Origin of the sequence: Priestia abyssalis (assembly GCF_002019595.1) — a bacterium.
In the GTDB taxonomy this organism is placed as follows: domain Bacteria; phylum Bacillota; class Bacilli; order Bacillales; family Bacillaceae_H; genus Bacillus_BA; species Bacillus_BA abyssalis.
This window is the reverse complement of sequence record NZ_KV917369.1, coordinates 2387856-2403156: the sequence shown is the minus strand read 5'-3', so window position 1 is coordinate 2403156 and position 15301 is coordinate 2387856. Positions and strand designations below refer to the sequence as shown.

Here is a 15301-nt window from a genome sequence, read left to right as displayed (position 1 = left end):
GTACTCATTTTCAAACAACAAAACAAACAAACGAACTGAAAATATGTTATTTTTTAACGATTGTTATTTAAAATTTATTAATTAAATGACAATCGCACAATTCCATATGATTATATACTATTTTTTGGAAAAATAAAATGCTTTTTAATAAATTTTTAAAATTTTCGAAAAAATATATAAAAAAATAAACTCCCCGATTAAGAGGAGTTTATTATAGCTTTAATCCTGATCTGCTTTTGAAACGGCGTAGTAAAATATGACTTTCCACTCGCGAAATACCTTCTATCCCGTATAGTTCATTATTGATGAACGATTCCAAGGAAGCAAAGTCCTCAACTAACACGTGCATATGTAATGTACTAGGCCCTGTCATTTGATAACAGCTTGCAACGCTTGGATTATTAGCTAGTTTTTCTGCTACTTTCACTAAGTATGCAGGATCGCAATCTACTTCAAAAAAGGCTGAGACGTTTTTACCTACAGCTTCAGAGTTGATAACAACGCTGAATTTTTCAATCACACCCTTTTCCATTAGCTGTTGTACACGATCACGTACAACATTGCGAGATAGGTTTAGTTCTTTTCCTATATCCGCATACGAAGTTCGACCATTTTGCATTAATATCTCTAATATTTTTTTATCTGTATCGTTAATTTTCATCTGTTTCACACCTTGCCTTGTAATCGGGATTCCTATTAGAAAAACTATAACTTTTAAGAGTTTAGCCTTTAGTAGGTGTTATCTTAATAATAAACCTTCTATTCTATACTGAAAAGCGGGTTCTGGTACAAATCTCGAATGTTGTCAAAATATACATAAAAATATAACGAAAATACCGAACGTTATAGATGGTTTTTATCATAAAATCACACAATAAAGGATTTAATTAAGAATAAGACGGACGAATTTATTAATTAATGTTCATTTAGATTTTGCTATCTAATTCTTTTTGCACCAGAACCGATTAATTAGGGTGATTTACATCATTTCTTATGTTCTGCAAAGATTGTTCCATATAGATTTGTTGGACATCAGATGCGTTTTTTATTCCTTCCTCAGGACCGATTTCTTTAGCTATCTTGTCAATTAATGCCCCGGGACCAAGTGAGCCACTAACTATTCCAACAGCCCATAACTACAAAGGTATAAGCTCAATCCTTTCTTTTCGGTAATCAACCTAAGATAAAATAATTATACCACTTATAATCCATTATTTAGAATTTTAAGGTATTGGTCTGCACCTCTAGTCACCATAACACCGATTTTAGGCAATCAAAAAACCCCTCGGACTCTATTAAATCCAAGGGTTCTTGAACGTAACGTATTTGAAAAAAGAGAGCCCTAAATAATTAGGGACTCTCCATCTTCTTACCCAATCTCTTTTGGCAAAAACTCCAGTTTATATTGATGTGTAATCACTCGGTTTAGTACAGGATCCTTCATTTGGATTACATATTCATCTCCGTAAGCCAAAGAACTTCCAACTGTTCCGATTGTTCCCGAGTAAAAAACATGTCCATCCTGATTAATTTTCATTTTTTCAAAGTTCTCAATTAAATCTTTTGGCGACATGAGATGACCGCAAGTGCCTTTTTGATAAAGCTCTTCTTTGCCGTTTGATCGCATCCAACAAGTTAATTCAATTTGATCCCAGTGATCCTTTACTTCTTCAAATTTCCAAACTTCTCTTGCCAAAATATTTGGGCATGCTTGCTTAGACATGGGGACACTGAAGGCTTCTAGTTTACGATCTGTATGGTCACTGCCCACTGTGACGTACATTTCGTTATCAGACCAAATTAATACATATTCGATTTCACCGCTTGTTTCATTATGCTGCACTTGAAAAGAATCAGAATACGTAGCCAACTGATTAGCTACAGGATATAAAGTTGGAGTCGTCGCAGGCGTTTCAACACCTAATTTCGCCAGTTCATCAATATGCTCTTGTACTTTTTCCTGATCCACTCCCGCATAACCCGCATTAAATATTCTTTTTACACAAAATTCTAGTTTTTGACCGCTACCTTGAATATCCATTATCAATTTATTTTCCATTTCTCTTCACACCTCTATCAATTTAATATAATTCTGGTACTCTACTTGAAAAAACAGGGACATCTTTGCGCACTTTTGCAGTTAACTCCAACGAAACATTATTTACTACAGTTTCTTCATTTTGATCTGATCCGATTGACAGTTCATTTCCCCATGGATCAATAATCATAGACATTCCGGCAAATTCGACATTGTCGTAACACCCGACACGATTACATGAAACTACAAACATTTGATTTTCAATGGCTCTCGCTTTTTGCAATGCACACCAGTGCTCTCGTCTGGCTGATGGCCATTCTGCGACAACATGAAGCACTTCAGCCCCTTTAAGTGCCAGTGCTCTGGAAAGCTCCGGAAATCGCAAATCGTAACAAATAATTAGGCCCATTTTGATGCCATCCAGTTCAAATACGCTTGCTTTTTCCTTTCCACCTTCTAAGTAAAGGTGTTCATCCAACATAGGAACAAGGTGGATTTTATCGTATTCATATATCATTTCACCCATTCGATTCACCACAAAAGAAGAGTTAAAAATGCCTCCATTTTTTTTATTTGCAACCGACCCGCCAATAATATTCACACTGAAACGCTCTGCAAGATCAGTCAGAAAAGGAACGGTATCCTGTCCCTCATTCTCGGCCAATTCCTCTAAAGCAGATAATGTATAGCCTGTAGTCCACATTTCAGGAAGAACAAGGATATCAGGAGACGATGCCGCCATTGTTTTTTCAACCCAATCCTTTACTTTTTTTCTGTTTTCAGATGGTTTCCCAGCTATAATATCCATTTGATAAATTGCATAATTCAATTTCATGTACTCCTCTCTAAACTTGCATATCGTGGCATGTGGCATGCCACATAAATTAAAAATAAATGATTATGTTAATGATCGATCTGGACGAACACCAAACCAGAGGAGAATAGCAAACAAAATGGGAACAATACTTACTAACAAAGTGGCTTCCCAACCGATATTCTCTGCCAACCAGCCGCATAATATCGGTGATAAAAATGCGCCAAGATTTCCCCAAAGATTCATCCACCCAGACACAGAACCTGAATATTCATTTCCTAAATCTGTCACTGCTGCCCATGAAGTCACTACTGGAAATCCTAATGCACCTAAAGAAATTGTCAGCCATAATACATTCATCCATGGACTCGAGGCATATGCCGCTAAATACATAGTTCCGGCAAAAATGACCAATCCTGATATTGCCAACGAACCTCGAGCAACCATTTTTGATTTCCCTTTTTTCACTAACCAATCTGAAATCGTTCCGCCAGTCATAACCGTGATAAATATACATAACCATGGAAAACTAGCTGCGAACCCCATGCCACTCAACGAAAAACTTCTTGCTTCCAATAAATAAGTTGGCAGCCACACAAGAAAAAAAGTAATGATATACAAAACAACAAAATATTGAAGACCCAGCGCCCAAAAGCGGCCACTTTTCAAAAATTGTTTCCATGGAGCCAATGCCTTTTTCTCTTTTTTAACCGTTCTATTCTCCATTATCACTTTTAATTCTTGTTTGTTTACAAAAGGATGATCTTCCGGTTTATCCCGGCCAAGCACATACCAGAGCAATGCAGCTACTAAGCCCAGTCCACCAAAGATGTAAAAAACGGCTTCCCATCCCCATGCTTGAAAAATAGACACTGTTAATACGGGCGCAATCACCGGTCCAAAATAAGATCCCGCCAACAGCGCACTGGCGGCACGACCTTTTTCTTGTTTTGGAAACCAATACGTGTTAAACACTGCATTCCCGGGATACATTGGTCCTTCTCCTACCCCAAATAAAAAACGTACAAGCCCCATTAATCCATGAGATTTTACAACCGCTGTTAACCCTGTGAAAATCGACCACCAAATTAATGCGAATAATACAATCTTCCTCGCGCCAATTCGCTCCGCAATAATCCCCGCAGGAATTTGAGCGAGCGCATATCCCAAAGAGAATAACGATGCCAGCATACCGAATTGAACCTTACTCATATTTAAATCTTCCATCATTGGCTTCGCAATAATGGAGATGTTGGACCGATCCATATAAGCGATTAATCCAATAAGGAAAAAGAGAAAAGCTAACCACCATCGGACACGTGATGGTTTTTCTAATTCTTCACTTTCTGTATTCAAATTCTTCGATAAAGCTTCGGACATATATATCCCTCCTTTTTGAATGTAAAGGCTTACATCGCATTCAACTCTTATCCTTATTGCAGAAGACAATAAGAATAAAGCCTACTATTTAATCACCTAGGCTGAGACTCGATAAAATGGCCACTCGAGTGTGCTCGATATGCTCTAACACAGCTTCTTTCGCTTTTTCCACTTCTTTATTTTTTAAACATTCAATTAACCAAGCATGCTCTTTTAATGTTTGTTCCGTCCGATTCGGCAAATTTAATGCACTGACGCCAAACCATCTAATTTGATCACTTATAGTGCCCATTAAATTTATCAGGCGGCGATTTCCACTCAATTGAGCCAAATAACTATGGAAATCTTTATCTGCTGAGATGAATTGTCCACTATCTTCTACATATTCAAGCTGTTTTACATAAATTTCATTGAGCTGCTCAATATCTCTTTCTGTAATTTTAGGGATAAGTAGTTCGATAACCAAAACCTCAAGCGCTCTTCGAATTTGAATCACTTCTTCAACGTCTACGGCTGTTATTTGACTAACAAATGTCCCTTTTCTCGGTATGGATTTCACCCATCCTTCCAACTCTAATAGTGGAATCGCTTCTCTCACAGGAGTTCGACTAATTCCTAAACTTTCGCTTAAATCTCTTTCAAACAAAGTACCACCAGGAGGAATCTTATGTAAAATAATAGCATTTTTGATTCCTTCATAAGCCTGCTGTTTCAGAGACAGAGACTGCTGAACTTTGAATAGACTCATCCTTTATTCACCCTCCTTATCCATTGGCATGTGGCATGCCAGTTAGTTGTTATTTTCAGTATATTCACTCTTCTCTTCTTTGTCAATACTGTTTTAATCGATGCTCACCTAATATAGCTGTCAGTATAACAAGATGCAGTATAAAAAAACTCCTCTTGCTGCTGTTCAAAAGGAGTTGACATAAGTGCTCTTAGCTACAATCAAAAAAGCCCCACATTCCTAAAATTTGAGAATTTTCACGTAAGATATTGTTCGGTTCTTCCGGTTAAAATGCCAGTATAACTTCTAATCAAGCATAAAATCCAGAGAAGATGTTTCTGTACCGTTAATGATGATTGATAATGTATGAGTCCCATTATAGTGTTTTCTGGTGGACAAATCTTTAAAAGAATGCATTTTTGAATAAAACCTGGTTTCCCCTTTTTTTAGTGTTGTTTCTGATATTTTAAATATCTTTCGGCTCCTATGTCCTTTTGCTTTGACGTAATTTACGGAATATTCAATCCTTGCTTTCGTGTCTTTTTCTGCATGGATCTCAAAGGAAAAGTTCATTTCTTCTCCAATGGATATGTGATCACTGTTCAAGATAAAGTTGTTCAATTGAATGGATTGATCATCTTTATATCCAAATATAGATAATACTTCCTTTTCCCCTTTCTTCAATAATGTGCGGCACGCATGTTTAACAATCCAATCTGTATGCTCTTTTGTCCCATACCATTCTTTGGCGATCCGTATAACCAAGTCGGGATGAGTTTTTGAAATATCGTTTAAATTATTGGCGACACTTTTACGGACATAAAGAGAAGAATCCGCCTTTAATTGCTCTAGTACTGGAAGGATAGGCGACGGGTCTTCCTTAAAAATCCGCAGTGCTTGTCCCCAGGGAAGCTGAGGACGGCATCCCTCACTGGACAGCCTCCTGACATGTTCATCTGGATGTTTTGACCAAGCATACATTTGCTCCATCATACGCTTGGGATTGCGAATGATAAACGGTCTTACCGCGAATTCGGATGAAGACCTCATAGTGAATCGTTGTAAAGCTTTCATAGAAAGCTCCCAGTCTTTCTCATCTTGTCCATTCACTTCGACAAAGTCAGGAAAAAACATATAGGGAAATCCAATGCACTCCTCATCAATCAAAAAAAGGATTCCAAGTGCCTCTTCATACTTCATAGGCAGATATTTTCCTAATGAGATAGTAATCCGACACATTCTGGCTTTCAGTTCCAAACTGTTCCAATTACCGCCCATTACATCAGCAACAAAACCATTGATATCAAAAGCATTGTAAACCCTTCTCACTTTTCTTCCAAATTGGTAAAGAAAATCTTCATTATACATAGATTTAAGTGGTTCTGCCACGTGTTTTCATCCTTTCTTACTATACTGGCATTTTCAATAAGCCTTATTCAACATTATGGTCAAAAAGAGCGCCTTCTTATTTAAGAATGGCGCCCGACTGTTGAAAAAGTGACAATTACCATCGAGTATTTCCTAATGATATTTATTGTGTTTTATCTTTGAAATGTGCAATATTATTAATTCCCATTCAAATGATAGATTAGTTGCACAACGCCAGAGGAGAACGTTTTTGTATTAACCATTTTTAAATTCAACCTCTGTTTTATATCAATAAACAACGGTTTTCCTTCTCCCAAAACAACAGGGTGAACAGATAATCTAAATTCATCAACTAGCCCTAAATTGATAAAAGTTGTAATAAGACTGGCTCCACCATATAGCCAGATGTCTTTACCAGGCTTATTCTTTAATTTATTTACTTCTTCAAGAATATTATCATTTATGAATATTGCTTTATTATCCGTCCCTTTTTGCGTTCTGGAAAACACATACTTTTCTTTACTATGAACTAATTCCCAAATTTCCTTTTCAGTATCTTCAATTTCTGGAGTAAATTGTCCCCATAAGTCGTAGCTTTTTCTTCCATATAAAATAGTATCAATTTGATTTAAGAAATTAATAAACCCCATCTCAGAGTCCATGATGCACCAATCAACTTCCCCATTTTTCCCTTCAATAAAACCATCTAAAGTAACTGCTAAATCTAAAATTATTCTTCTTGGCCTTACGTTATTGGACATAATTCTTCCTCCTTTTAATCATTTAGATATTGTTTCTCCCGCCAAGTTTTTTATATTTTCATTATTTACAGCATTGATTTCTGAATAAAGTTACTGATGTTATTAAACTGCCCTTAACTTAATAACAATCATCTCAAATTGCCATTATTTCCGCAATTAGTTATTCAAGAATATGGTCCTAAAATGAAAAATGAGCACCATTCCTCAAGAATGGCGCCCTATTCTGGAATTATTCAGGCAGTTGAAAAATACTTATTGAACATCATCACCAGAATCCTCCATCTGAATGGATAATTTGTCCCGTAATCCATTCAGATTCTTCACTTGCTAAAAAGACGACTAGCTTTGCAGCATCTCTAGGTTCACCGACTCGACCCATCGGGAATTTCGGTAATAAATATTCCTTCAACTCACTGCTCATCCATCCACTGTCAGTTGGTCCAGGATCTACGGCATTAACTGTGATTTTAAGCGGTGCTAATTCAAGAGCGACTGATTTAGTAAAAGTAGAAACAGCACCTTTTGTTGCAACATAAGCCAAATTTCCAGGCTGAGGTGATTTGTCTTGACCTGACACCATGTTAATAATTCGGCCACCATGTTTGCCTTCAATTTCACGAGCAAACTCAACAGTCAAAAGACACGTTCCTCTAACATTCACGCTATAATGAGCATCAAGAATGTCCGCATTTATGGAACGAAAATCCACGTCAATGGAATGTGTTGCATTATTCACAAGAATTGATGGAGAACCTAGTCTCTCATAAACTTCATTAAGCAGTTTCTTTGGTGCATCTGGTTGGGACAGATCCAATTCCATTGATTCGCATCGTACTCCAAAGCTGCGAATCTCCTCCATCAAATGTTTCGACCAATTAGAATCATCATCAATAAAATACTTCATCAGACGATCATACTTTGACCAATGAGTGAAAAAAATATCTGCGCCTTCTCTGGCTAATTCTCGACATATTGCAGTACCGATGCCCTTTACTCGACTGGTACCAGTAACAATTGCAATCTTATTCATTAATCGTTTCATAAAAGCCTCTCCTCATGGAAACCCTGAACAAAGTGCTATTGGAGATGTATGCTCACCAAATAAAAAACGAATACCCTAAAATAGGCATTCGCTCGGTGTGTTTATAGCACATGAACCCAGCGATCCTATAATGGTGTAAATGAAAATGGAAAATTGACCCTTCAATGAAAAGGGAATCAACAAGTCCATTCAATTACTTAGCCATTAAAGGATATCTCCCATTAAAGTCCATGCTCCTTTCGTACATCTCCATGCTTATATGATATCGTAATTACCAATTTTAGTAAAGTGTTCGAAAAGAACTATCTTGCATATTACTTCCCGTTTGCTCAATAAGCCTGCCTTCATTAAATGGTCCTTATACGAAAAAGAGCACTACTCTTTTTCAAGGATAGCACCCTTTCGGAACACTATAGCTGGAATTTAAATGTCAAAAGAAAAATCCTGGGATAAATTAATACAGGATTTTGATCAAACTTTTTCAATCTACAAAACCGCTTAGCCTTTGAGTTCACGATTTAAGTCAAGTGGCTTTCCCCCTGCTTTGATTTTTTCCAGTCCTCATGTATTTTTTGTACTCTCTTCCATAACTCGTCTTGTTCCTGGTTACTATAGTTAACTAGATGCTCGTTAAAAATATCTCCTAAAACTTCAAGCCATTGGGATTTTGTTTGAAGCTCTATCTTCTCAACACCGTCAATCTCTCGCTTACTCCATATACAACCTCTGAGTTCATTACTGCCTGTAGCGTGCCGATGCCGAATAAGAAATAAATTAATCCAAGGTGATTTCGCCGATAGACTGTAAAAATCATGTTTGGGCTTAAATTCTTCTATATCATGCACAACCTCAGGGGCAAAATCCACTCCAACGAATGAAGTAGGAGGGTCGTGTTCTAAGCGCCATCCATTTTTAACTACATTGGACTCCCGAACTTTATATTTAAAGGGGCCTTGCTCAAATATGCCTACTTGAAGAGGAATCGGCTCATATGGCATATCCCCTAGTCCAACATCAATGATCCATTTTTCTTCCTCTTGCTGTTCATTCGCTAAGCTGACAGTTAATCCAAGGTGAAAAGAATTTACTCGTGGCTCTTCACCAAGGGGCTGAACTCCAGCCCTGTGCCAAGATACCCTGTAGCCCAATGAACGAAGAAGGCTGCTAAACGCACCGTTCAAATGAAAACAATAACCACTTCTATGGTTTAGAATAAGTTGTACGGATTCACTTACATCAATTGAAGCTGGATTTCCGGCAAAAATATCGATGGTTTGCCATGGAATATTTTTTACATGAGCCTTATGAAGTTCAAATAAATAGGACTTGGTAGGAGACTGAATTTCTGGAATTCCAATTCGATTTATATATGCCTGTATCTCTTCCTTTGTCATCATATTTCTTCATCCTCCCCTTTTTCTCCAAATATAAAATTAATTCTGATTTTTATATTAACAACTAATTCAAATACCTGCCACATTATTGAATCTGTCTTGTTAATGGAAGTAGCAACTTTCACAGTCTCTCCTTAACAAAATAGCCGTTTTCTTCAAAGGTGTTGTTCAACGTGTAAGTTCTTATGTAAATTCATACATTCGATGAAACAAAAATATAGCCGCTTAAATAGGCAGCTATATTTTTGTTTCTTGTTGTATTGGTTCAGTAAAATTAAAAAAACATAGCCACGATAAAGAAGACAGGGATTCCAATACCAATTAAGGTGAAAACTAAACCCCAAAAAGCACCAGATAGATTAGTTAAGGTTCCAGCTTCTAGTAATATAAGAAACCATGTTCTTTCACCTTTAGGCTCTTTTTTTATCAGTTCTATAAGATCCTTAATATTGTGGAAATTAAAATAAAAAAGGGCTACTCCACCAAAAAAGAAAAATAACGCTGCTAAAACATATATCATGGCTTACCTCTTCGATGATTTGATACTCACAATTATAAATCAGTTCTTGAAAATGTTGCATACAAACATCGATTCCAATTTATTACACGATGATCATTCCAATAATTTTGTTAACATAAAATTCGATCTAGGAAGTTAACTCCTTGTCCATGATTTAACCAATATTGGTCTATGCATAGATTCTTATCCTCCAAAAGATAATAATGACTACATGATATGGAAATTTTTATCGAAGTCTTAAAGGAGATTTTAAGAAGACATGTCAACTCAAATCAAGCCGAGCTTTCAAGTGAGACCTTTTTTGATGTTTTTTATGATTCATTCCAGTCAAGTAGGAGTGGGTATTTTAGCTTTTTCACGATCGATTGCACAAGAGGCAGGTTATGATGGTTGGATTGGTGTGATAATAGCTGGTCTGATCACTCACCTTTCTCTCTTTTTTATGTTCCGATTGTTGAATTATGAACATCAGGATCTTTCCCACATCCATCAATTCGTTTACGGAAAATGGCTGGGAAGATTATTCACGTTTTTATTTATTATTCAATTTTTATGGTCAGGTTTAGTCATTTTACGTGAGTATGTAAGAGTGATTCAAGTATGGATGTTTCCTTCTCTTCCAACATGGCTTCCAACCGTAATCATTTTGACACTTCTTTATTACACCATTTCAGGCGGCTTTCGCGTCATGGCTGGAATGTGTTTCTTTAAGTTTATTTTTGCTTCTATCATTACTCTTCCAGTGTTTTTGATACTAGGTGATGCTCATTGGGGAACTCTTTCGTTGATTCCTACCCATACGATGAAAGAACTTTGGGATGCCACAAAAACAATGTCTTTTAGCTATGTTGGATTTGAAACAGTGTTAGTGTATTATCCGTTTATCCAAGAAGGACAAAAGTCGAAAAAGTATGCTTATCTAGGAAATGCTGCTACCACCTTGTTATATTTGTCTGTTGCATTCATGTGTTTCCTCTTTTATAGCGAAAAGCAATTGAATAAGGTTATTTGGCCGTATTTAAAAATGTCTTCCAGTCTAGAGTTTAGTGTCATCCAGCGGTTTGAATATGTATTTGTTTCTGTCTGGGTGCTCGTGATTATTCCAGCTGTGATTCAGTATTTATGGTCTGCGAGCCGTTTAGCAAAAGATGTCTTTAAAGTGAAACAAAAATATCCACTCCTCTTTTTCATGATGGTTTTTATAGTGATTTCCCATTTTGTAGATAATAGTGACGAATTGGAGATGTTAGGAAGTTGGAACGGAAAAGTGGGATTTTATCTAAACTATGGTTATATCCCTGCCCTGTTTTTAGTGTATATGTTGATGCGAAAAATCAAGCGTCCTTCTTCGGCATCCTAACGTCTGTTATAGGTAGTAAAAAAGTGACGTTAGCCGCCTTATCCTTATATATTCATAACCAATATGATGAGAAATAAAAAATATGAAAGATACTAATTTGTCAAAGCGAAATGCCCTATTGAGGGTCAAACTATAAAAAGGAGAATATATTTGAAACAATTAGTCAAAGTCAATGTTTATCTTTGTTGGATGATAGCCATGTTCTTTTTTGTTCGGTTGATATTAACAAGAGAAATATACGTTACTATCTGTGGAGTCAATTGTCCTTCTGTATTGATTATTCTTTCAAGTGTATTTGTTGCTTTATTTCATCCAATCTTCATCGACACTCTTTTAAGAGAGAAAAATTAGGGCAGCTATTACCTGATAATATTGTGCATAGCTCTAGTTAATTTTTTATATAAATTAATTACATTTTAAATTGTATACCCTATGCATTTTTAGTTTACATAACCATTCTTTTAAGAAATTGGCCATTGTGAAACCTAGTGTCGCCCAAGGGGTTTCACAATGGCTGTTTTTATTGTTTATGCACGATTTTATACATCGTTGAACAAAAGAGTAAAAACCGTTCAGTCCATCAATAATTATCTTAATCCATTAAACGGTCTTAAATATAAAGAAAGAGCACAATTCTTACTATACAGATAGGTAAGGGTTTGAAGTTATCGCTCCCTTTTCCCCCTGTTCACACCGTACATGAGACTTTCACCTCATACGGCGTTCCAACTAATCCAATTCAATTTAATCATCAACACTTTATGTGTCTCAACTCTTTCGTTTCAATAAGTCGGTGCCTCCCGTGGGAGGTAAACCTCTTTTAGTCTTACGAGAACCTTATTAACCGATAAAGACTTGCCTTACATGATTAACTGATTCTTCATTAGTCTAGTGGCTATCCCTCCATGTGGATTAGACATTTCATTGGTACTGTGCCACCACTTTCACTGATATGAAGAAAAGTTATACAATCGCTATTCTCACGACTATTTTCCTTTCCAACGCTTCACCGAGAGTAAGCTCTCCACGTTATCAGCTTACAACGTTGAGTTACATCTATTATGGAACAAACTTAGGTGCTTCCTATGAGCCTGTTAGCCTTGCATGTGCCTGTAACACAAGATAGATTTTCATATTCTTCATTCTTACTCATCCACAGCTAACCCTACATTTAGTAGTAAATACATTTCTATATAATGCGCGTCTAGACCCGTACATTCAGAAGTTCGTCAGCAATACCGTATCTTATTGTATTTACATTGCATTCTCACCCTATCTGTTCAACCCAAGCACCATGATTTACACCACCCCATCGGGTAGGCTTTCGTCAGCCAGACTGTTACGGTAAATTCTCATGCCTATTAGTCGAGCTTATAACACGCCTTTCCTTACTGATTAGCGTGCTATTCGACGCAGGGGAAGCCTTTCAGAGCGTTACCTCCTCATTCGACTCCTCGACATAACCCTTCAGTTTTAGAAATCTAAAACTGCCTGACCTTTACCGAAAATGTGTGACCACATTTCATTTGAGCCAGGAACATTTCGCACGAAGAATTGCGCCCGATAATTTAAGACAGCTATTTTCGGGTAGTCGGAATTTTAATTATTATTTCCGCAAAATCTTCTCCATCGCTTTTCCCTTTGCTAACTCATCGATCAGCTTATCCAAATAGCGAATTTCCTGCATAGTTGGTTCTTCAATGTCTTCCACTCGGACACCGCAAACCACACCTTTGATCAAAGTCCGTGAAGGATTCAGTTGGGGAGCTTCCGCAAAGAAGGTCTCAAAGTCTGTCTGTTTTTCCAGTTGCGATTCTAACCCTTCCTGGCTATACCCTTTCAACCAACGGATGATTTCATGGACTTCTGTTTTCGTACGTCCTCTCCGCCTTCGTAACATAATCGGGATAGACACTTGCGACACTCATTGTATAGATCTTATGTTTGATCATGATACATCCTCCTTCGTTTTCTCAAGTTTATCACATATGACCGCTAAGATTTTCTTCTCGATTGTCCTCTTCTTATTTAATTAAATGCCCTAAAATGTAAAATGAGCGCCCATTCCTCAAGGGTGGCGCCATATAATGGAATAACTTTATCAAACCTATCAACCTCTGCTTTTTTCCTTAGCCTATCGCATGTCAGGGAGTGTGATGGATTCAGAAGATATTGTCCAAGAAGCATTTATAACCTTTAACCAGCTCCCTAACCGCGAACATATTGAAAACAAAAAAGCATATCTGTGTAAGATTGTCACCAATCGCTGTCTGGATTTGATACGGTCATCTGCAAAAAAACGTGAGGTATATGTCGGCCCTTGGCTTCCAGAACCACTGCTGGAAATACAGAATTCACCAACCGATCCTTCACAAGCCTTTTTGCAACAAGAATCCATATCTACCGCATACTTGCTATTATTACAACAACTAAATGCAATGGAACGAGCCGTCTTTTTGCTTCGTGAAGTCTTCCAATACTCGTATGATGAAATAGCTGAAATTCTTGGAAAAAGCAATGCAAATTGTCGGCAAATATATCACCGTGCGAAAAAAAGTATGGAATATAACCCTAAGAAACAACCTTCGATTTCAATGGCGAAATCAACAGTAAAAGAGTTTGTACAGTCCATTTTAAATGGCAATGTAAATCAATTATTAGAGCTTGTTAGCGAAGATGTTGCAATGTACTCGGATGGCGGCGGCAAAGTAAAAGCTGCACAAATACCTATTTTCGGTGCTGCAAGAGTGATCCAATTCCTCCAAAACCTAACGAAAATGTATGCAGGAAAGGTCGCCATCAAATATACATCTGTTAACGCTCTTCCAGGACTGATTTTAACAATTGATGATCACTTACAATATGTGTACTCCTTTGCCTTTAGCGGTAACCGAATTCAGACAATCTACACGGTTGCTAATCCTGACAAACTACGGCATTTGCAGCAGAAGACTCCATACAAGCACTAAATCGCAGTTCTCACTCTATCAATCAGACAAAAGAAAACAGCTGGCTCATCCATCTAAGCCAGCTGTTTTTTACTCTTTATCGATTACTACTTCCTTCTTGAACAGTATAATATCAGTACGGTAAGAAAATAGCTTTATACTAGTTCAATCCGGAGGAAATATAATTTTTGAATAACAATATTTTATGTTAAGGCCGTAAGAATAACCGCAATACCATTAAACGTTCCATGAATAATCATTCCAGGTAAAATGGAACCCGACTTTTCATATGTCCAAGCAAATATTACTCCAGAAATAAAATTTACAGGCAGGGTATTGTAAGTTGGAATGTGAACAATTGTAAAAATAAGAGAGCTAAGTGATATCCCGGCACCTACTCCCCATTTTATTCTGATCCATTTATAGAGGAAGCCACGGTAAAAGATTTCCTCATAAATCGGAGAAATTATAGCTGCTGATATAAATCCAATGCTAAATGTGAACCACGTCATATTTTCCTTCAATGACTCTGTTTTCTTGTTCTCCACTCCGATCTGGAGGAGGTCCATCAATGTTAATATCAGTAAACTTGATGCTATTAAAACAACCGTCCAAACTATCATCCACTTCCAATAGTTTCTAGAAAAAGATTGCAGCCCTACTACATTCCACTCCAAACGATGCGGTCTTAAGGAAATAAAATATACTCCTAGCGTAAACACAGTTGCCATCACAAAGCCTGTAATAGTTCCAGAATAAAGACTATTCTGAAATACTTGGTACAGAAAATCATGCAATAAAAACTCAATCCCTATAGGAACAATAACGAGTGTGAGCAAGAGTAATAGACTAATCTCCCTATACGTCCATTCCATCGATGAAAATATATCTTTCTTCAAACTAAGCTTCCCCCTAAACTTTAAGTATGATACATTTAGCATAAATGGTG

13 protein-coding genes and 2 pseudogenes are annotated in these 15301 nt (G+C 37.0%); 3 read left to right on the top strand and 12 right to left on the bottom strand.

Annotated elements, in window-relative coordinates:
• Positions 1-211: 211 nt before the first annotated feature.
• The 10 genes from BK575_RS11250 to BK575_RS11200 all read right to left on the bottom strand — a co-directional run bounded on the left by BK575_RS11250 (position 212) and on the right by BK575_RS11200 (position 10044).
• The gene (locus BK575_RS11250) at positions 212-661 is read right to left on the bottom strand and encodes an Lrp/AsnC family transcriptional regulator (RefSeq protein WP_078410448.1); all 450 of its coding nucleotides are present in this window, start codon (positions 659-661) and stop codon (positions 212-214) included.
• Positions 662-1369: 708 nt separating this feature from the next.
• Positions 1370-2059, bottom strand: coding sequence for a DUF2848 domain-containing protein (locus BK575_RS11240; protein ID WP_078410447.1), 690 nt, complete (start codon positions 2057-2059; stop codon positions 1370-1372).
• Between the two features lie 22 nt (positions 2060-2081).
• Entirely contained in the window at positions 2082-2873 is a 792-nt protein-coding gene (locus BK575_RS11235) for a carbon-nitrogen family hydrolase (RefSeq protein WP_328589501.1), read from the bottom strand.
• 63 nt (positions 2874-2936) lie between these two features.
• The gene (locus BK575_RS11230) at positions 2937-4232 is read right to left on the bottom strand and encodes an MFS transporter (RefSeq protein ID WP_078410445.1); all 1296 of its coding nucleotides are present in this window, start codon (positions 4230-4232) and stop codon (positions 2937-2939) included.
• Between the two features lie 88 nt (positions 4233-4320).
• Positions 4321-4980, bottom strand: coding sequence for a GntR family transcriptional regulator (locus BK575_RS11225; RefSeq protein ID WP_078410444.1), 660 nt, complete (start codon positions 4978-4980; stop codon positions 4321-4323).
• Between the two features lie 285 nt (positions 4981-5265).
• A complete protein-coding gene (locus BK575_RS11220) occupies positions 5266-6348 on the bottom strand; it encodes a DNA alkylation repair protein (RefSeq protein WP_078410443.1) in 1083 nt (360 codons plus the stop codon).
• A 176-nt stretch (positions 6349-6524) separates the two neighbouring features.
• Positions 6525-7088, bottom strand: coding sequence for a dihydrofolate reductase family protein (locus BK575_RS11215; protein ID WP_078410442.1), 564 nt, complete (start codon positions 7086-7088; stop codon positions 6525-6527).
• Between the two features lie 265 nt (positions 7089-7353).
• Entirely contained in the window at positions 7354-8130 is a 777-nt protein-coding gene (locus tag BK575_RS11210) for an SDR family oxidoreductase (protein WP_078410441.1), read from the bottom strand.
• 518 nt (positions 8131-8648) lie between these two features.
• Positions 8649-9527: an arylamine N-acetyltransferase family protein gene (locus tag BK575_RS11205; RefSeq protein ID WP_078410440.1), complete on the bottom strand. Its 879-nt coding sequence runs from the start codon at positions 9525-9527 to the stop codon at positions 8649-8651.
• A gap of 271 nt (positions 9528-9798) precedes the next feature.
• Complete coding sequence (locus BK575_RS11200) at positions 9799-10044, bottom strand: hypothetical protein (protein WP_078410439.1); 246 nt, start codon at positions 10042-10044, stop codon at positions 9799-9801.
• A gap of 259 nt (positions 10045-10303) precedes the next feature.
• Between BK575_RS11200 and BK575_RS11195 the strand changes: the two genes are divergently transcribed.
• Positions 10304-11404: a GerAB/ArcD/ProY family transporter gene (locus BK575_RS11195; protein ID WP_078410438.1), complete on the top strand. Its 1101-nt coding sequence runs from the start codon at positions 10304-10306 to the stop codon at positions 11402-11404.
• Positions 11405-11554: 150 nt separating this feature from the next.
• The gene (locus tag BK575_RS28035; RefSeq protein WP_139368017.1) at positions 11555-11755 is read left to right on the top strand and encodes a hypothetical protein; all 201 of its coding nucleotides are present in this window, start codon (positions 11555-11557) and stop codon (positions 11753-11755) included.
• A 1255-nt stretch (positions 11756-13010) separates the two neighbouring features.
• Here the strand turns inward: BK575_RS28035 and BK575_RS11190 are convergent.
• Positions 13011-13356, bottom strand: a pseudogene (locus BK575_RS11190) (DUF2200 domain-containing protein).
• A gap of 144 nt (positions 13357-13500) precedes the next feature.
• Here BK575_RS11190 and BK575_RS11185 point away from each other — a divergent pair.
• A pseudogene (locus BK575_RS11185) lies at positions 13501-14373 on the top strand (RNA polymerase sigma-70 factor); the annotation flags it as partial.
• A 182-nt stretch (positions 14374-14555) separates the two neighbouring features.
• Here the strand turns inward: BK575_RS11185 and BK575_RS11180 are convergent.
• On the bottom strand, positions 14556-15251 hold the full coding sequence (locus tag BK575_RS11180; RefSeq protein WP_235867368.1) for a CPBP family intramembrane glutamic endopeptidase: 696 nt from the start codon (positions 15249-15251) through the stop codon (positions 14556-14558).
• Between the last annotated feature and the right edge of the window lie 50 nt (positions 15252-15301).